Origin of the sequence: Leifsonia sp. ZF2019, from assembly GCF_019924635.1 — a bacterium.
Lineage (GTDB): Bacteria > Actinomycetota > Actinomycetes > Actinomycetales > Microbacteriaceae > Leifsonia.
This window is the reverse complement of the sequence record NZ_CP065037.1, coordinates 2,536,426-2,552,863: the sequence shown is the minus strand read 5'-3', so window position 1 is coordinate 2,552,863 and position 16,438 is coordinate 2,536,426. Positions and strand designations below refer to the sequence as shown.

Genomic DNA, 16,438 nt, shown 5'->3' with positions numbered 1-16,438 from the left:
TGAGGTTGAAGGTTCCCGTGGAGGCCGGACGTGACAGCAAATCAGAACTACCTCGCCGTGATCAAGGTCGTCGGCATCGGCGGAGGCGGCGTCAACGCCGTGAACCGCATGATCGAGCTCGGCCTCCGCGGCGTCGAGTTCATCGCCATCAACACGGACGCCCAGGCGCTGCTCATGAGCGACGCGGACGTCAAGCTCGACGTCGGGCGCGAGATCACCCGCGGCCTCGGAGCCGGAGCCGATCCCGAGGTCGGCCGCCGGGCCGCCGAGGACCACGCGGAGGAGATCGAGGAGGCGCTCGCCGGCGCCGACATGGTCTTCGTCACCGCGGGAGAGGGCGGCGGCACCGGTACGGGAGGCGCCCCGGTCGTGGCGCGCATCGCCAAGTCGATCGGCGCGCTCACCATCGGTGTCGTGACCAAGCCGTTCTCGTTCGAGGGCAAGCGCCGCCAGGGCCAGGCCGAGGCGGGCGTGCAGCGGCTGAAGGAAGAGGTCGACACCCTCATCGTCGTGCCCAACGACCGCCTGCTGGAGATCAGCGACCGCGGCATCAGCATGCTGGAGGCGTTCTCCACCGCCGACCAGGTGCTGCTCGCGGGCGTCCAGGGCATCACCGACCTCATCACGACCCCCGGCCTCATCAACCTCGACTTCGCGGACGTGAAGTCGGTCATGCAGGGCGCGGGCAGCGCCCTCATGGGAATCGGTTCCTCGCGTGGTGCCGACCGTGCGATCAAGGCGGCCGAGCTGGCCGTGGCGTCCCCGCTCCTCGAGGCCAGCATCGATGGCGCGCACGGCGTGCTGCTGTCCATCCAGGGCGGCTCGAACCTCGGCATCTTCGAGATCAACGATGCGGCCCGCCTGGTGCAGGAGGCCGTGCACCCCGAGGCGAACATCATCTTCGGAGCGGTCATCGACGACACCCTCGGCGACGAGGTGCGCGTCACCGTCATCGCGGCCGGTTTCGACGGCGGCGAGCCCGGCTCGAAGCCGGTGGTCGACACCCGTCGCTCGACGTTCGTCGAGGCCGGATCGGAAGAGGCGGCCGCCTCGTCCGCCGTGGTCGAGGCCGGCGAGGTCGAGGCCCCCGTGACCGAGACCTGGACCGGGGAGACCCCGGTCGCCGAGACCGCCCTCAAAGACCCGGCCTTCGACGACGAGAATGACGACCTCGACATCCCCGACTTCCTCAAGTAGTCCGCTCGCGGAGCGCCTCCGGACCGTCCGGGCCGGCATCGACGATGCCGCTCGGTCGGCCGGGCGCGCCCCCGCCGAGCTCACCACCATCGTGGTGACCAAGTTCCACCCCGCGTCGCTCGTGCGCGAGCTCGCCGCGCTCGGGGTGCGCGACGTGGGGGAGAACCGCCACCAGGAGGCGCAGGAGAAGGCGGCCGGGCTGACAGACCTCGATCTCCGGTGGCACTTCGTCGGCCAGCTGCAGAGCAAGAAGGCCAGGCAGGTGCGCCGGTATGCGGATGTCATCCACTCCATCGACCGGGTCTCGCTCGTCGACGCCCTGCGCTCCGAGGAGGAGTCCGTCGACGCGTTCGTGCAGCTCAACCTGACGGAGGATCCCGCCCGCGGGGGAGTGGCCGACCGCGATCTCGAGCCTCTGGTCGAGCACGTCCTCACGACGCCCGGCCTGCGCCTGCTCGGCGTGATGGCCGTGGCGCCGCTGGACGAGGAGCCGGCCCGCGCATTCGCGCGTGTACGAGCGCTCAGCGACCGCGTCCGCACCCTGGCCCCCGACGCCTCCGCGATCTCCGCCGGGATGTCGCAGGACTATCGCGAGGCGGTCGCGGCCGGCGCGACACACCTACGGATCGGGACCGCCATTACCGGGAATCGGCCGACCCTTCGTTAATCTCGAAGGAGAAGAAGGTTCGCAATACGTGCGTGCGAGGCGTCGGCGCACAGGTCTACACGGAGGAAGCGCATGGCCAACCCGCTGAAGAAGACGATGGTCTACCTCGGCCTCGCCGACGAGGAGCTCGAGTTCGACGAGCAGCCCGAGCAGGCGCAGCAGCACGCGCCGCGCCGCGAGGCTCCCGCCCCCGCTCCCGTGCAGGCCGTCCCCCACCCCGCTCCGGTCGCCCCCGTGGCCGGCCGCGCTCCGGTCACCCCGCTGCGCAAATCGTCCACCGCACGGAATGCTTCGGTACAGGAAATGAACGAGATCCTCACGGTCCACCCCCGCCAGTACCGCGACGCGCAGGCGATCGCCGAGTCGTTCCGGGAGGGCATCCCGGTGATCATCAACCTGTCGCAGATGAGCGAAGGCGACGCGCGCCGCCTCATCGACTTCGCCAGCGGCCTCTCGCAGGGCCTCTACGGCAAGATCGAGCGCGTGACGCCGAAGGTCTTCCTGCTCTCCCCGTCGCACGTCGTCGTCTCCGGCGAGCACGGCGGCGCGGACGCCGAGGTCGACGCCTCCTTCTTCGCCCAGAACTGAGCCGGTCGGCCGCGCGGCCGCCGACACGACGAGAGCGCACGTCCTCCCCGAGGGGGAGGGCGTGCGCTCTCCGTCATACCGCGCTCTCCGTCATACTGGGAGAGTGTTTGTCGTCTCGATCGTCGCGACCGTCGCGTACTACCTCCTCCTCATCTACTTCTTCGTCATGTGGGCGCGCTTCGTGCTCGACCTGGTGCGGACCTTCGCCCGGCAATGGCGTCCGAAGGGGTTCGGATTGCTGCTGGCCGAGTCGACGTACGTCGTGACGGACCCGCCCATCAAGTTCTTCCGTCGCATCATCCCGCCCCTGTCGATGGGGCAGGTCGCGCTGGACTTCGGCTGGAGCCTCACCATGCTCGTGGTGATCATCGGTTTGTACGTCACGCTGGGATTCAGCTGAGCGTCGAACCCGGAACGGCCGACCACGCCGATGTAGGGTGGTCGAGCCGACGTGAGCGAGCGCGGCGGAGTGCGCACTGGCTGCCCACTTTGCTAGCGTTGGCTGAACGCATTATCTGTTCGTCTCTTTCAAGATCTAAGGTGGCTTGCCATGGCGCTGACTCCGGAAGATGTAGTCAACAAGCGGTTCCAACCGACGAAGTTCCGTGAGGGCTACGACCAGGACGAGGTCGACGACTTCCTCGACGAGGTCGTCGTCGAGCTGCGCCGACTGGGCCAGGAGAACGAGGAGCTCAAGCAGCGTCTCGTCGCCGCCGACTCGCGCATCGCAGAACTGCAGCGCAGCTCCGGCTCGTCCACACCGGCTCCGGTCCCGGCGCAGGCCGCCCCTGCCGCCGACAACGGCGAGCTCACCCGCCTCCAGCAGGAGAACGAGGAGCTCAAGCAGCGCCTCGCGGCCGCCCAGCAGTCCGCCGCAGCCGCGCCGGCCGCGGCTGCCGCTCCGGCGTTCACGGCCGACAACGCGAACGACCCGAACGCGACCAACAACCTCCTCCAGCTCGCGCGCCGTCTCCACGAGGAGCACGTGCGCGAGGGCGTCGAGAAGCGCGACTCGCTCATCGCCGAGGGGCACGCCACCGCGGCGCGCATCGTCGCCGAGGCCGAGTCGAAGCAGCGCGCCCAGATCAGCGCCCTCGACCAGGAGCGCACCCAGCTCGAGCGCCGCATCGACGAGCTCCGCACCTTCGAGCGCGACTACCGTCAGGGCCTCAAGGGCTACATCGAGGGTCAGCTCCGCGACCTCGACGCCCAGCCGGCAGCGGGCGGCTCCGCCTTCGGCCAGAACCGTGCCGCCGCTCCGGTGAGCGCGGGCGGCGGTGTGCCGGCCCCGGTTGCCGCGGATGGTTCCAGCACCTCGGACCAGGGCCAGCAGCCTCCGGTCTTCCCCGGCTTTGGAGGCTAGTCCTTCCCGGCCCTCGGTCAGCGTCCGGGCCTTGGTGATCCTCGGGGTGGTCGCGCTCTGCGTGTACCTCGTCGACCAGATCGCCAAGGTCCTGGTCGTCGCCAACCTCTACGAGGGTCAGCGGGTCGAGGTCCTCGGCCAGCTGCTGCAGTTCAACTTCGTCAAGAACGCCGGCGCCGCCTTCTCCATCGGCAGCGGATCCACCTGGATCTTCTCCATCGTCGGCGTCGGCGTGCTCGGCTTCGTCATCTGGTACGCGCCGCGGATCAAGTCGACGGCGTGGGCCATCCTGTTCGGGCTGCTCCTCGGCGGCCTGCTCGGAAACCTCACCGACCGGCTCTTCCGTGAGCCGGGCTTCGGTGTCGGCCATGTGGTCGACTTTCTGCAGATCCCGCTCCTGCCGGCCATCTTCAACCTGGCCGATGTCGCGATCGTGTCGAGCATGGCGCTCTTCCTGATCCTGACCATCCGGGGTGTCGGGCTCGACGGGCGCCGTGCCGCGGACGACGAGGGTGAGGTCGAACCGGAGTCCGACCACGAGGCCCCTGCGCCGACGGCCGCAGAGGTCGAGCACCCCGAGAAGCCGCAGCCGTAGTGGAGTTCCGCAGCTTCCCCATTCCGGACGGCCTCGACGGGTCCCGGGTCGACGCGGGCATCGCCAAGCTCCTGGGATTCTCCCGCACCTTCGCGGCCGAGATCGCGGAGGCCGGCGGCGTGACCGTCGACGGCCGCGACGTCGACAAGTCGGACCGTCTGACGGCCGGCTCGTGGCTCGAGGTCTCGTGGCAGCCGCGCGAAGAGGTGCGCATCGTGCCGATCGCGGTCCCCGAACTGACGATCGTGCACGACGACGACGACATCGTCGTGATCGACAAGCCGGTCGGCGTCGCGGCCCACCCCTCCGTGGGCTGGGAGGGTCCGACCGTGCTCGGCGCCCTCGCTGCGGCCGGGTTCCGCATCTCCACCTCGGGCGCCGCGGAACGGGCGGGCATCGTGCACCGGCTCGACGCGGGCACGAGCGGCCTCATGGTCGTGGCCAAGTCGGAGCGCGCCTACACCGCGCTCAAACGGGCCTTCCACGATCGCACCGTCGAGAAGATCTACCATGCGGTCGTGCAGGGTCATCCCGACCCGCTGACGGGCACCATCGACGCCCCGATCGGCCGCCATCCGCGGTCCGACTGGAAGTTCGCGGTCGTCGCCGACGGCAAGCCGTCCGTCACCCACTACGAGACGATCGAGGCGTTCCCCGCGGCGAGCCTGCTGGAGATCCACCTGGAGACCGGCCGCACGCACCAGATCCGAGTGCACATGGCGGCGCAGCGCCACCCGTGCGTCGGAGACGCCATGTACGGCGCCGACCCGGCCCTCTCCGCGCGGCTGGGCCTCACGCGCCAATGGCTGCACGCGGTTCAGCTCGCCTTCGAGCACCCGGCGACGGGGGAATGGGTCACCTTCACCACGGGCTACCCGGACGACCTCCAGCACGCCCTCGATGTCCTCCGGGCGTCCTGAGGCCGGCCCCGACGGGCGTCGCGAGCGGAGGAGCTCCGACGTGAGTTGCCTCGGCTCTCCTCCGTTCCCTGTGTTCGCCATGCACGTCGACCTACATTTCCTCCGTCGCCGCGCGCGTCCCGCCGGACGTCCCTGGCACGACGTAGGCTTGTCCCCGACATGAGCGATTCCTTCGTCCACCTCCACGTCCACAGCGAGTACTCGATGCTCGACGGCGCGGCGCGCGTCAAGCCGCTGATCGAGGCCGCCGCAGGGCAGGGGATGCCCGCGGTCGCCGTCACCGACCACGGCAACATGTTCGGCGCGTACGACTTCTGGCGCACCGCGACCGATGCCGGGATCAAGCCCATCATCGGCACGGAGGCGTACCTGACTCCCCGCACGCACCGCACCGACAAGACGCGAGTGCGCTGGGGCGACGGCGGGGGCGACGACGTGTCCGGCTCCGGCGCCTACACGCACATGACGATGCTCGCGGCGACGACCGAGGGGATGCACAACCTGTTCCGGCTGTCGTCCAAGGCGTCCATCGAGGGCTACTACTTCAAACCCCGCATGGACAGGGAGCTGCTCAGCCAGTACGGCAAGGGCATCATCGCGACCACGGGCTGCCCGTCGGGCGAAGTGCAGACGCGCCTCCGACTGGGTCAGTACGACGAAGCGGTGAAAGCCGCCGCCGAGTTCCGCGACATCTTCGGCAAGGAGAACTTCTACGCCGAGATCATGGACCACGGGCTCGGCATCGAGCGCCGCATCATGAGCGACCTGATCCGGCTCGCCAAAGACCTGGGCCTGCCGATGGTCGCCACGAACGACCTCCACTACACGCACGCCGAGGACGCCAAGAGCCACGCGGCCCTGCTCTGCGTGCAGTCGGGATCGACGCTCGACGACCCGAACCGCTTCAAGTTCGACGCCGACGAGTTCTACCTGAAGTCGGCCGACCAGATGCGCCAGCTCTTCCGGGACTATCCCGAGGCCTGCGACAACACGCTCGCGATCGCGGAGCGGTGCGACGTACAGTTCGACACCGCCGCCAACTTCATGCCCCGGTTCCCTGTGCCGGAGGGCGAGACCGAGCAGACCTGGTTCGTCAAGGAGGTCGAGCGGGGCCTCACCGAGCGCTACCCGAACGGCATCACCCCCGAGGTGCGCAAGCAGGCCGATTACGAGATCGGCGTCATCTCGCAGATGGGCTTCCCCGGCTACTTCCTCGTCGTCGCCGACTTCATCAACTGGTCCAAGGACAACGGGATCCGGGTCGGCCCCGGCCGTGGCTCCGGTGCGGGATCGATGGCGGCCTACGCCATGCGCATCACCGACCTCGACCCCCTGCAGCACGGACTCATCTTCGAGCGGTTCCTGAACCCCGACCGTGTCTCCATGCCCGACTTCGACGTCGACTTCGACGACCGCCGCCGCGGCGAAGTCATCAAGTACGTGACCGAGAAGTACGGCTCGGAGCGCGTCGCGCAGATCGTCACGTACGGCACCATCAAGGCCAAGCAGGCTCTGAAGGACTCCGGCCGCGTGCTCGGCTTCCCGTTCTCGATGGGCGAGAAGCTGACCAAGGCGATGCCCCCTCCCGTGATGGGCAAGGACATCCCGCTCACCGGGATCTTCGACAAGAACCACCCGCGCTACAAGGAGGCGGTCGATATCCGGGCCGTCGTCGAGAGCGACCCGGAGGCGAAGACCGTCTTCGACACCGCGCTCGGGCTCGAGAACCTCAAGCGCCAGTGGGGAGTGCACGCGGCCGGCGTGATCATGTCCTCCGACCCGCTGATCGACATCATCCCGATCATGAAGCGCGAGCAGGACGGCCAGATTGTCACGCAGTTCGACTATCCGGCCTGCGAGTCGCTCGGGCTGATCAAGATGGACTTCCTGGGCCTGCGCAACCTGACGATCATCAACGACGCGCTCGACAACATCAAAGCGAACCGCGGAGAAGACCTCGTGCTCGAAGACCTCGAGCTCGACGACCGGCCCGCCTACGAGCTCCTGTCTCGCGGCGACACGCTCGGCGTGTTCCAGCTCGACGGCGGCCCGATGCGCTCGCTCCTGCGCCTGATGCGCCCCGACAACTTCGAGGACATCTCGGCGCTCATCGCCCTTTACCGTCCCGGCCCGATGGGCGCGAACTCGCACACGAACTACGCGCTGCGCAAGAACGGTCAACAGGACATCACGCCGATCCATCCAGAGCTGGCCGAGCCGCTCGCGGACATCCTGTCGACCAGCTACGGCCTCATCATCTATCAGGAGCAGGTGATGGCGATCGCGCAGAAGGTCGCCGGCTTCTCGCTCGGACAGGCGGACATCCTCCGTCGCGCGATGGGCAAGAAGAAGAAGTCCGAGCTGGACAAGCAGTTCGAGGGCTTCGCGCAGGGGATGAAGGACAACGGCTACTCGATGGACGCCGTCAACAAGCTCTGGGAGATCCTGCTCCCGTTCTCCGACTACGCGTTCAACAAGGCGCACTCGGCCGCGTACGGCGTCATCTCGTACTGGACCGCGTACCTCAAGGCGCACTACCCGGCCGAGTACATGGCCGCGCTGCTGACCAGCGTCGGCGACTCCAAGGACAAGATGGCGCTCTACCTCAACGAGTGCCGACGCATGGGCATCAAGGTGCTGCCGCCCGACGTGAACGAGTCCAGCCTGTACTTCGCCGCCGTGGGAGAGGACATCCGCTTCGGCATGGGCGCGGTGCGCAATGTGGGCGCGAACGTCGTCGAGGGCGTGCGGGAGGCGCGCGAGAGCAAGGGGCGCTTCGACTCGTTCCACGACTTCCTCGCCAAGGTGCCGATCCACGCCGCGAACAAGCGCACGGTCGAGTCCCTCATCAAGGCGGGCGCCTTCGACTCCCTGGGACACACGCGTCGCGCGCTGGTGGAGGTGCACGAGGACGCCGTGGAGTCCGCGGTGAAGATCAAGCGCAACGAGGCGAACGGCGACGTCGGGTTCGACTTCGACAGCCTGTGGGAGGACGACGAGCCGGGCCAGGCGCAGCACAGCATCCCGGACCGCCCGGAGTGGGGTAAACGGGACAAGCTCGCCTTCGAGCGCGACATGCTCGGCCTCTACGTGTCCGATCATCCGCTCGCCGGGCTCGAGCTGCAGCTCGCGAAGATGGCGAGCACCTCGATCGCCGACCTCGTCGGTTCGGACAGCATCCAGGACGGCGAGACGGTCACGATCGCGGGCCTGGTCACCAGCGTGCAACACCGGGTGGCGAAGGCGTCCGGCAATCAGTACGGCATGATCACGGTCGAGGACTTCGGCGGCGAGATGACCGTCATGTTCATGGGCAAGGCGTACCAGGAGTTCTCGTCGATGCTGACGGGCGACTCGATCGTGGTCGTCCGCGGCCGTGTGAGCCTACGCGACGACGGCATGAATCTGCACGCCTTCAGCCTGATGAACCCCGACCTCGGACCGATCGAGGACAGCAGCCCGCTGAAGATCACCATGCAGGACCGCCGCGCGACCCCCGACGTCATCACCCGGCTGGGCGAGACGTTCTCGCGGCACCCCGGCGAGAACGAGGTGCGTATCCACCTGGTGACGGGCAGCCGCGTCCGCGTGCTCGGCGTGCCGAACCACGTCAAGGTCAGCCCCGACCTGTACGGGGAGCTGAAGGGGCTGCTCGGCCCCAACTGCCTGGTCTAGCGTGGGAGCATGAGCGACGGCGTCCGCAATCTGCACGAGGCACTCTCACGGATCGGCGAGCACTGGCAGCCGCACCGGCTGACGAGTGTGAACGACTACGACGTCAAGGTGGTGAAGCTGCTCGGCGAGTTCGTGTGGCACGAGCACCCCGACACGGACGAGCTGTTCCTGGTGCTCCGCGGCGAGCTGACCATTCAGCTGCGCGACGGCGACGTGACCCTGGGCGAGGGCGACGTCTACGTGGTGCCGCGCGGGATCGAGCACTGCCCGAAGGCCGATGAGGAGGTGGAGGCCGTGCTGTTCGAGCCCACGGGCACTGTCAACACCGGCACAGCGGGCGGAGAGCGCACGGCGCAACTGCGCGAGCTCGACTGACGCGGGTCTGCTCAGTCGAGCTCGGCGGGGCGGTGGTAGCGCCGCTCGTGGTAGAGCAGAGGGGCGTCCTCGGCGCCGAGGCCGCCTTGTTCGATCTGCACCACGACGACGGCGCTGTTGTGCACCGTGACACGCTCGATGATGCGCCCGACCATCCACGCGGTCGTGTCCTTGATGACAGGGAGGCCGTGCGGGCCGGCGTACCAGTGCTCACCCTCGAAGCGCTGGGCGTTGTCGCCGGCCAGCTTCTGCGCCGCGGCTTTGTTGCGCACGCCGAGCGTGTGGATGACGACGCGGTCCGTCTCGGCGATGGCCGGCCAGCTGGAGGCCGAGAGCGCCATGTTGAAGGTGGCGAGCGGCGGCACGGCGGCCAGGGAGGCGAGCGAGGTGGCTGTGAAGCCGACCGGCTTCCCGTCCGTTCCGAGGGCGGTGACGATCGCGACGCCGGCGGCGTGGCGGCGGAACGTCTGGCGGAACGCCGCCAGGTCCGGGGTCGCGTCGGTGACGGTGCCGTCGGTGGAGTCGGGGGATGCGCTGTTCATATGTCTACTGCAAGCACCAATCGGTGGGGAGAATTCCGCGCGCCGTCACACGGGAGAGGGAGCGGATAGGCTGGGCTGGCCATGATGCAGACCATCGACCTCCGCGGAATCCAGCCTACTCGTGCCGCTTTCGAGCGCCTCGTCCCCCGTCCCGTCGTGGACGTCCAGGTCGCGATGCATGTCGCGACCGAGCTGATCGAGGACGTTCGCGCCCGAGGTGCGGACGCCTTGCGCGAGCAGGCGCAGCGGTTCGACGGCGGCGCCCCCGCGGCGATCCGCGTTCCCGCCGACGACATCGCGGCGGCGGTGGAGGGGCTCCCCACCGATGTCCGCGAAGCCCTGGAGGAGGCGATCGCGCGCGTGCGCGAGGCGACCGCCGTGCAGGTGCCGCCTGCGGCGGAGACGCGCATCGGCCCGGGGGCGACGATCGTCCAGCGCTGGCAGCCGGTCGAGCGCGCCGGTCTGTACGTGCCGGGCGGCAAGGCCGTCCTGGCGTCGAGCGTCGTCATGAACGCGGTGCCCGTGCAGATCGCCGGGGTGGCGTCGGTGGCGCTCGCGAGCCCGCCGCAGCGCGAGTTCGGGGGGTCGGTCCACCCGGTCATCCTGGGGGCGGCCGGGCTGCTGGGAATCGACGAGGTGTACGCCATGGGCGGCGCCGGTGCGATCGGGGCGCTCGCGTGGGGCGTGGAGGAGATCGGCCTGGATCCGGTCCAGGTCATCACCGGCCCGGGCAACATCTACGTGGCCGCGGCCAAGCGCGTGGTGCGCGGCAAGACGGGCATCGACTCCGAGGCCGGCACGACCGAGATCCTGGTGATCGCGGACGAAGCGGCCGATGCGCGATTCGTCGCCGCCGACCTGGTGAGCCAGGCCGAACACGACGAGGCCGCCGCCTCACTGCTCGTCACCGACAGCCCCGCGTTCGCGGAGCGTGTCGTCGCCGAACTGGAGGGGCTCGTCGCCCCCACCCGGCACAGCGACCGCGTGCGCACCGCGCTCGGCGGCCCGCAGTCCGCGATCGTCCTCGTCGACGACCTGGCCGCCGCCGCCGCGTTCAGCAACGCCTACGGCCCCGAGCACCTCGAGATCCAGACGGCCGACCCCGACACGGTCCTCGCCGACATCCAGAACGCCGGGGCGATCTTCGTCGGGCCGAGCGCGCCGGTCAGCCTGGGCGATTACCTCGCGGGCTCGAACCACGTTCTGCCCACCGGGGGCCAGGCGCGGTTCTCGCCCGGACTCGGCGCCTACTCGTTCCTCCGACCCCAGCAGGTGATCCGCTACGACCGCGACGCGCTCCGCGAGGTCGCCGACCGCATCGTCGCCCTGTCGAGCGCGGAGGACCTGCCCGCGCACGGCGCTGCGGTCACCATCCGGTTCGACGACGGCGAGGACGCCTGACCTCCTGCGCGAGCCGCTAGAATTCAGGCATGTTCTGCCCCTTCTGCCGCCACCCGGACTCCCGCGTCATCGACTCCCGGACCAGCGACGACGGACTCTCCATCCGTCGCCGGCGGCAGTGCCCCGAATGCGGTCGCCGGTTCTCCACGACGGAGACGGCGAGCCTTAGCGTCATCAAGCGCAGCGGGGTGGCGGAGCCGTTCAGCCGCGAGAAGATCATGCTCGGTGTGCGCAAGGCCTGCCAGGGTCGTCCGGTGACCGACTCCGACCTGGCCGTGCTGGCGCAGAAGGTGGAGGAGACGATCCGGTCGACCGGCGCCTCGCAGATCGAGGCGAACGACATCGGCCTGGCGATCCTCCCCGAGCTGCGCGAGCTCGACGAGGTCGCCTACCTGCGGTTCGCGAGCGTCTACCAGGGTTTCGACTCGCTCGACGACTTCGAGGAGGCCATCCGGCAGCTGCGGGTCGCCCACCACGGCGAGCCCGCCGAGCTGCAGGCCTGACGCGCCGGCCCGAACGCCGCCGCGCGGTATTCTCGAACCGGCATGTATCCCACACTCTTCAACCTCGTCCTCTCCAAGCTCGACCCCGAGCGGGCCCACCACCTCGCCTTCCTCGTGATCAGAGCGCTCCCGGCACTCGGTCTCGGCGGCCTGGCGCGTCGCTTCACGGCGCCCGACCCGTCGCTCGCGGTGGAGGCTCTCGGCCTGCGGTTCGACTCGCCGTTCGGCGTCGCCGCCGGGTTCGACAAGGACGGTGAGGGCGTGCTCGGCCTGGGCGCACTCGGCTTCGGCCACGTCGAGGTCGGCACGATCACCGCGATCGCCCAGCCCGGCAACGACACGCCGCGGCTGTTCCGTCTCATCCCGGACCGCGCCGTCGTCAACCGCATGGGATTCAACAACCACGGAGCGGGGGCGGCGGCGAACCGCCTCCTGCGTGTGCGGCGCGCCCGGCGTCGTCCCGTGCTCGGGGTCAACATCGGCAAGAGCCGGGTGGTCGCGGTCGAGGACGCGACCGCCGACTACCTGACGAGCGCCCGCGCGCTCGCCCCGGTGGCGGACTATCTGGTGGTCAACGTGAGCTCGCCGAACACCCCGGGCCTGCGCGGTCTGCAGGAGCTCGACCTCCTGGCGCCGCTGCTCGGCGCCGTGAAGGAGGTCGCGGGGGAGAAGCCCTTGCTGGTGAAGATCGCCCCCGACCTCACGGACGAGCAGGTGCAGCGCATCGCGGAGCTCGTCGTGCGCCTCGGACTCGCGGGCATCATCGCCACGAACACCACGATCGCGCGCGAGGGGCTGCGCACCGATCCCGCCGTCGTGGCTGCGGCCGGTGCGGGCGGGCTCTCCGGCGCACCGCTCGCCGCACGGTCGCTCGAGGTGCTGAAGCTGATCCGCGCGTCGGTGCCCGCGGAGCTCTGCGTCATCTCCGTCGGGGGAGTGGAGACCGCGGAGGACGTGCAGGAGCGTCTCGACGCAGGGGCGACCCTGGTGCAGGGCTACACGGCATTCCTCTACCGCGGTCCGCTGTGGGGGCGGCAGATCAACCGTGGGCTGCTACGCCTCCGGCGTGCCCTGGTGGAAGCGTAGGCGCCAGCGGCCCCCGGTGCGCTGCCAGAGCGAGCTCCGAAGCGATCCTCCGCGCGCGTCCATCGTGCGCGCCGTCAGCAGGATGACGCCGTCGGCGACGCTCGCCGTGTTCAGTACGTCGAACTCGATCGGCGCCGACTCCTCGTCCGCGAGGGCCTGAAGCATCTCGTCGCGGCCCCAGAGCCGGCCGGAACGTCCGATCTCCTCGAAGTCGGGGTGCAACAGTTCCGCCACGCGGGAGGCGTCGGAGCGCACCGCGGGGTCGAGCAGTTCGCTCTCGAGACGGGCGACGAGCTCCTCGTCGGTCTCGGCCGCGGCGAGATCGCCGAAGATGTCGAGCTCGAGCGCGGGCTCGGGCGTCGCGAGAGAGGGAGAGGGGGCGGTGGCCGCCGTCGCGTCCGGAACGTCGTCCGCCCGCACGGCATCCGACGCGGTCACGGCTTTCTGCGGTGCGTGCGGCCAGCCCGGTCCGATCGGGATGGGGTCGCCCTTCTGATACGCGGTCGCGACGGCTCGTGCGCGCGCGTCGGCGGCCTCGTTGAGATCGTGGCCGGCGTGACCCTTGACCCACTCGAACGAGTACCGCCGGCCCTGCAACGCGCGGTCGAGACGCTCGAGCAGCTCGCGGTTGAGCACGGGAGCGCCGTCCGCCTTGCGCCAGCCCTTGCGCTTCCAGCCCGCCATCCATTTGGTGACGGCGTTGATCACGTACTGGCTGTCGCACAGGATGCGCAGGTCGTCGTCGAGGTGAGCCGTGGACTCCAGCAGATCGATGACGGCCATCAGCTCGCCCTGGTTGTTGGTGCCGTGCGGCCAGCCGCCGGCCGACCAGCAGTCGTCGTCGACGTACCACGCCCACCCGGCCGGACCGGGATTGCCGAGGGCGGACCCGTCGGCGGCAGCGACGATCGTCACGTCAGGCCGGGTACTGGCCGCGCTTGACCTGCGGCTTGGGCAGACGCATCACGCGCAGCTGCAGCGCGCGCATCGAGGCGTACCAGCGCAGGCCGCGCTCCACCTTGTCGGCGCCGTACTTCGCGGCGATGCGCTTGCGCACCAGGAAGCCGAGCACGATGCAGTCGAGGACGGAGATCAGGAAGAACGCCCACAGCGCGAACAGGGCCCACACCTGCAGGAACTGCCACGGCAGGAAGCTCAGGATGATGATGACCAGCATGACCGGGATGAGGAACTCGCCGATGCTGAAGCGTGCGTCGACGTAGTCGCGCACATAGCGTCGCTGCGGTCCCCGATCGCGGGCGGTGAGGTAGCGCTCGTCGCCGTTGGCCATGCCGACGCGGGCCTTCTCGCGCGCCTCCGCCTGCTTGGCGCGGGCATTGCGGGCCGCCTCCTTGCGGTCGCCCGGCACCAGAGGGCGTTTGCGGGCGGCCTCCTGCTCGCGCCGGGACGGCGTCGGAGCGCCCTTGCCCTGCGTCAGTCGCTCTGCAGTCTCTTCAGGGGTCTCGACGACCGGCGTCTCCGCCTCGGTCGCCGGGTGGTCTCGTTTCGCCAACGCTCAGCCTTCGGTTGTGGGGTCACTTAAGATTACCCGCATGACAGACTCCCAGCCGTCTTCCGACCCGTATTCGCCCGCAGCCGACGATCCGGCGGCCGAGGAGCGCGTGCGGTCCGCCGTCGAGACCGGGCTGCCGTCCACGGTTGCCGACCTCTCGCGACTCGTCCGCATCCCCTCGGTCTCGTGGTCGGCGTTCGACCCCGCGAACGTGCGGGCGAGCGCTGACGCGGTCGCCGCACTGTTGAGCGAGACCGGCGTGTTCGAGAGCGTCGAGGTGAAGCAGGCGCCGATCGACGGCGACCAGCTCGGCCAGCCCGCGGTGCTCGCCACGCGCGCGGCGCGCAACGGACGCCCGACGGTGCTGCTCTACGCGCACCACGACGTCCAGCCCCCCGGGTCCGACGAGGACTGGGACACGCCGCCGTTCGAGCCGACGGTCCGCGGCGATCGCCTCTACGGGCGTGGCGCCGCCGACGACAAGGCCGGTGTGATGTCGCACGTCGCGAGCATCCGTGCCCTCGTCGAGGCGCTCGGGCCCGACTTCGACCTCGGCCTCGCCGTCTTCATCGAGGGCGAGGAGGAGTTCGGCTCCCGATCGTTCGCGAACTTCCTGCACGAGAACAGGACGGCCCTCGCGGCCGATGTGATCGTCGTGGCCGACTCGGACAACGTCGACGTCGACACTCCGGCGCTGACCGTGTCGCTGCGCGGCAACGTGACGTTCCGCCTCACCGTCTCGACGCTGGAGCACGCCTCCCACTCCGGAATGTACGGGGGAGCGGCCCCGGATGCCATGCTCGCGCTGATCAGGCTGCTCGCCACGCTCCACGACGAGGACGGGGCGGTCGCGGTCGAGGGCTTCCTCTCGTACGACGACGCGGAGGAGCCGCCCCACCTCAGCGAGGAGCAGTTCCGGGAGGAGGCCGCCCTGCTTCCCGGCGTGACGGCCGTCGGCACCGGTCCCATCCTGTCGCGCCTCTGGTCGAAGCCGACGGTGACGATCACCGGGATCGACGCTCCGAGCGTCGCCAACGCGTCCAACACACTGCTGCCGAGCGCCGCGGTCCGCGTCAGCGCGCGCGTCGCGCCCGGCCAGCCGGCCGCCGAGGCGTTCGCGGCCCTCGAGAAGCACCTCCGCGCGAATGCACCGTTCGGCGCCCACGTCGACATCTCGGACGTGGACACCGGCGAGGCCTTCCTCGTCGACACCGCCGGCTGGGCCGCCACGGAGGCGAAGCGCGCCATGGCCGACGCCTGGGGCCGCGAGGCCGCGGAGACCGGGGTGGGCGGGTCCATCCCGTTCATCGCCGACCTCGTGCGGGAGTTCCCAGGCGCCCAGATCCTCGTGACGGGTGTGGAGGACCCGGACTCCCGGGCGCACAGCCCCAACGAGTCGCTGCACCTCGGCGTCTTCAAGCGAGCCATCCTCGCGGAGGCGCTGCTGCTCGCCCGGCTCGACCGCCGCACGGTCTGAGCGCCGTCTGAACGTCTGGACAGCCTCTCGGTTTTCCGACGTACAATCGACGCAGATTTCGGTTTCCCGATGTCCCGTATTCCGTGAAGGAGTTCCATGACCGACACAACGCTGACCGCGCCGAAGGCCCATGGCGTCGGCCTGACCGAGGCCGCGGCGAGCAAGGTCAAGAGCCTGCTCGAGCAGGAGGGCCGTGACGACCTGCGCCTGCGCGTCGCCGTCCAGCCCGGCGGCTGCTCCGGCCTGATCTACCAGCTGTACTTCGACGAGCGCATGCTCGACGGCGACGCCACGGTGGACTTCGACGGCGTCGAGGTCATCGTCGACAAGATGAGCGTGCCGTACCTCGACGGCGCCGCCATCGACTTCGAAGACACCATCCAGAAGCAGGGGTTCACGATCGACAACCCCAACGCGACCGGCTCGTGCGCGTGCGGAGACTCGTTCCACTGATCGTCGCATAGCACACAAAAACACAATGGGCCGCCCCTCGAGGGCGGCCCATTGTGTTCGAATCAGGGTGTCCGGCGGAGTAG

Annotated in this window: 17 protein-coding genes; 14 read left to right on the top strand and 3 right to left on the bottom strand. The window is 69.6% G+C overall.

What is annotated here, in order from left to right; all coding sequences use genetic code 11:
* Window positions 1–30: 30 nt before the first annotated feature.
* From ftsZ to IT072_RS12435, 9 genes are all read left to right on the top strand, one after another.
* Window positions 31–1,197: a cell division protein FtsZ gene (gene ftsZ / locus IT072_RS12475; protein WP_223357043.1), complete on the top strand. Its 1,167-nt coding sequence runs from the start codon at window positions 31–33 to the stop codon at window positions 1,195–1,197.
* Window positions 1,163–1,864 carry a YggS family pyridoxal phosphate-dependent enzyme gene (locus tag IT072_RS12470; protein WP_223357042.1) on the top strand — a complete coding sequence of 234 codons (702 nt, stop codon included), beginning with the start codon at window positions 1,163–1,165 and terminating at the stop codon, window positions 1,862–1,864. The genes ftsZ and IT072_RS12470 overlap by 35 nt, the downstream gene beginning before the upstream one ends.
* Before the next feature lie 72 nt (window positions 1,865–1,936).
* Window positions 1,937–2,452 carry a cell division protein SepF gene (locus tag IT072_RS12465; RefSeq protein ID WP_223357041.1) on the top strand — a complete coding sequence of 172 codons (516 nt, stop codon included), beginning with the start codon at window positions 1,937–1,939 and terminating at the stop codon, window positions 2,450–2,452.
* A gap of 103 nt (window positions 2,453–2,555) precedes the next feature.
* Window positions 2,556–2,852, top strand: a complete 297-nt coding sequence (locus IT072_RS12460) for a YggT family protein (RefSeq protein WP_223357040.1) — start codon at window positions 2,556–2,558, stop codon at window positions 2,850–2,852.
* A gap of 150 nt (window positions 2,853–3,002) precedes the next feature.
* The gene (locus IT072_RS12455; RefSeq protein ID WP_223357039.1) at window positions 3,003–3,815 is read left to right on the top strand and encodes a DivIVA domain-containing protein; all 813 of its coding nucleotides are present in this window, start codon (window positions 3,003–3,005) and stop codon (window positions 3,813–3,815) included.
* 34 nt (window positions 3,816–3,849) lie between these two features.
* Window positions 3,850–4,410: a signal peptidase II gene (gene lspA / locus IT072_RS12450; RefSeq protein ID WP_223360967.1), complete on the top strand. Its 561-nt coding sequence runs from the start codon at window positions 3,850–3,852 to the stop codon at window positions 4,408–4,410.
* A complete protein-coding gene (locus tag IT072_RS12445; protein ID WP_223357038.1) occupies window positions 4,410–5,330 on the top strand; it encodes an RluA family pseudouridine synthase in 921 nt (306 codons plus the stop codon). Before lspA ends, IT072_RS12445 begins: the two co-directional genes overlap by 1 nt.
* A gap of 159 nt (window positions 5,331–5,489) precedes the next feature.
* Entirely contained in the window at window positions 5,490–9,005 is a 3,516-nt protein-coding gene (gene dnaE, locus IT072_RS12440; RefSeq protein WP_223357037.1) for a DNA polymerase III subunit alpha, read from the top strand.
* A gap of 9 nt (window positions 9,006–9,014) precedes the next feature.
* Window positions 9,015–9,380, top strand: coding sequence for a cupin domain-containing protein (locus tag IT072_RS12435; protein WP_223357035.1), 366 nt, complete (start codon window positions 9,015–9,017; stop codon window positions 9,378–9,380).
* A gap of 11 nt (window positions 9,381–9,391) precedes the next feature.
* Here the strand turns inward: IT072_RS12435 and IT072_RS12430 are convergent, their stop codons facing one another.
* Window positions 9,392–9,922, bottom strand: coding sequence for a flavin reductase family protein (locus IT072_RS12430; RefSeq protein WP_223357034.1), 531 nt, complete (start codon window positions 9,920–9,922; stop codon window positions 9,392–9,394).
* 81 nt (window positions 9,923–10,003) lie between these two features.
* On the opposite strand from IT072_RS12430, the gene hisD reads away from it, so the two are divergent.
* Genes hisD through IT072_RS12415 form a run of 3 tightly spaced genes read left to right on the top strand, consistent with a single transcriptional unit; the run spans window position 10,004 to window position 12,912 of the window.
* Window positions 10,004–11,323, top strand: coding sequence for a histidinol dehydrogenase (gene hisD, locus IT072_RS12425; RefSeq protein WP_223357033.1), 1,320 nt, complete (start codon window positions 10,004–10,006; stop codon window positions 11,321–11,323).
* Window positions 11,324–11,352: 29 nt separating this feature from the next.
* Window positions 11,353–11,826, top strand: coding sequence for a transcriptional regulator NrdR (gene nrdR, locus IT072_RS12420; RefSeq protein WP_223357032.1), 474 nt, complete (start codon window positions 11,353–11,355; stop codon window positions 11,824–11,826).
* A gap of 42 nt (window positions 11,827–11,868) precedes the next feature.
* On the top strand, window positions 11,869–12,912 hold the full coding sequence (locus IT072_RS12415) for a quinone-dependent dihydroorotate dehydrogenase (RefSeq protein ID WP_223357031.1): 1,044 nt from the start codon (window positions 11,869–11,871) through the stop codon (window positions 12,910–12,912).
* On the opposite strand, the gene IT072_RS12410 is transcribed toward IT072_RS12415, so the two are convergent.
* Together IT072_RS12410 and IT072_RS12405 are read right to left on the bottom strand one after the other, a co-directional pair.
* Complete coding sequence (locus IT072_RS12410) at window positions 12,880–13,827, bottom strand: ribonuclease HI family protein (RefSeq protein WP_223357030.1); 948 nt, start codon at window positions 13,825–13,827, stop codon at window positions 12,880–12,882. The genes IT072_RS12415 and IT072_RS12410 overlap by 33 nt on opposite strands.
* 1 nt (window position 13,828) lies before the next feature.
* Complete coding sequence (locus tag IT072_RS12405) at window positions 13,829–14,425, bottom strand: DUF3043 domain-containing protein (RefSeq protein WP_223357029.1); 597 nt, start codon at window positions 14,423–14,425, stop codon at window positions 13,829–13,831.
* 40 nt (window positions 14,426–14,465) lie between these two features.
* Between IT072_RS12405 and IT072_RS12400 the strand changes: the two genes are divergently transcribed.
* Window positions 14,466–15,902: a dipeptidase gene (locus IT072_RS12400; protein WP_223357027.1), complete on the top strand. Its 1,437-nt coding sequence runs from the start codon at window positions 14,466–14,468 to the stop codon at window positions 15,900–15,902.
* A 96-nt stretch (window positions 15,903–15,998) separates the two neighbouring features.
* Window positions 15,999–16,355, top strand: coding sequence for an iron-sulfur cluster insertion protein ErpA (gene erpA, locus IT072_RS12395; RefSeq protein ID WP_223357025.1), 357 nt, complete (start codon window positions 15,999–16,001; stop codon window positions 16,353–16,355).
* The last annotated feature ends 83 nt before the right edge of the window (window positions 16,356–16,438 follow it).

Bases quoted from the DNA above. Each gene is read 5' to 3' on its own strand.
- dnaE (WP_223357037.1), top strand. From the start codon at position 5,490: ATGAGCGATTCCTTCGTCCACCTCCACGTCCACAGCGAGTACTCGATG.
- IT072_RS12435 (WP_223357035.1), top strand. From the start codon at position 9,015: ATGAGCGACGGCGTCCGCAATCTGCACGAGGCACTCTCACGGATCGGC.
- hisD (WP_223357033.1), top strand. From the start codon at position 10,004: ATGATGCAGACCATCGACCTCCGCGGAATCCAGCCTACTCGTGCCGCT.
- IT072_RS12400 (WP_223357027.1), top strand. From the start codon at position 14,466: ATGACAGACTCCCAGCCGTCTTCCGACCCGTATTCGCCCGCAGCCGAC.
- nrdR (WP_223357032.1), top strand. From the start codon at position 11,353: ATGTTCTGCCCCTTCTGCCGCCACCCGGACTCCCGCGTCATCGACTCC.
- erpA (WP_223357025.1), top strand. From the start codon at position 15,999: ATGACCGACACAACGCTGACCGCGCCGAAGGCCCATGGCGTCGGCCTG.
- IT072_RS12465 (WP_223357041.1), top strand. From the start codon at position 1,937: ATGGCCAACCCGCTGAAGAAGACGATGGTCTACCTCGGCCTCGCCGAC.
- IT072_RS12455 (WP_223357039.1), top strand. From the start codon at position 3,003: ATGGCGCTGACTCCGGAAGATGTAGTCAACAAGCGGTTCCAACCGACG.
- IT072_RS12430 (WP_223357034.1), bottom strand. From the start codon at position 9,922: ATGAACAGCGCATCCCCCGACTCCACCGACGGCACCGTCACCGACGCG.
- IT072_RS12415 (WP_223357031.1), top strand. From the start codon at position 11,869: ATGTATCCCACACTCTTCAACCTCGTCCTCTCCAAGCTCGACCCCGAG.
- IT072_RS12470 (WP_223357042.1), top strand. From the start codon at position 1,163: ATGACGACCTCGACATCCCCGACTTCCTCAAGTAGTCCGCTCGCGGAG.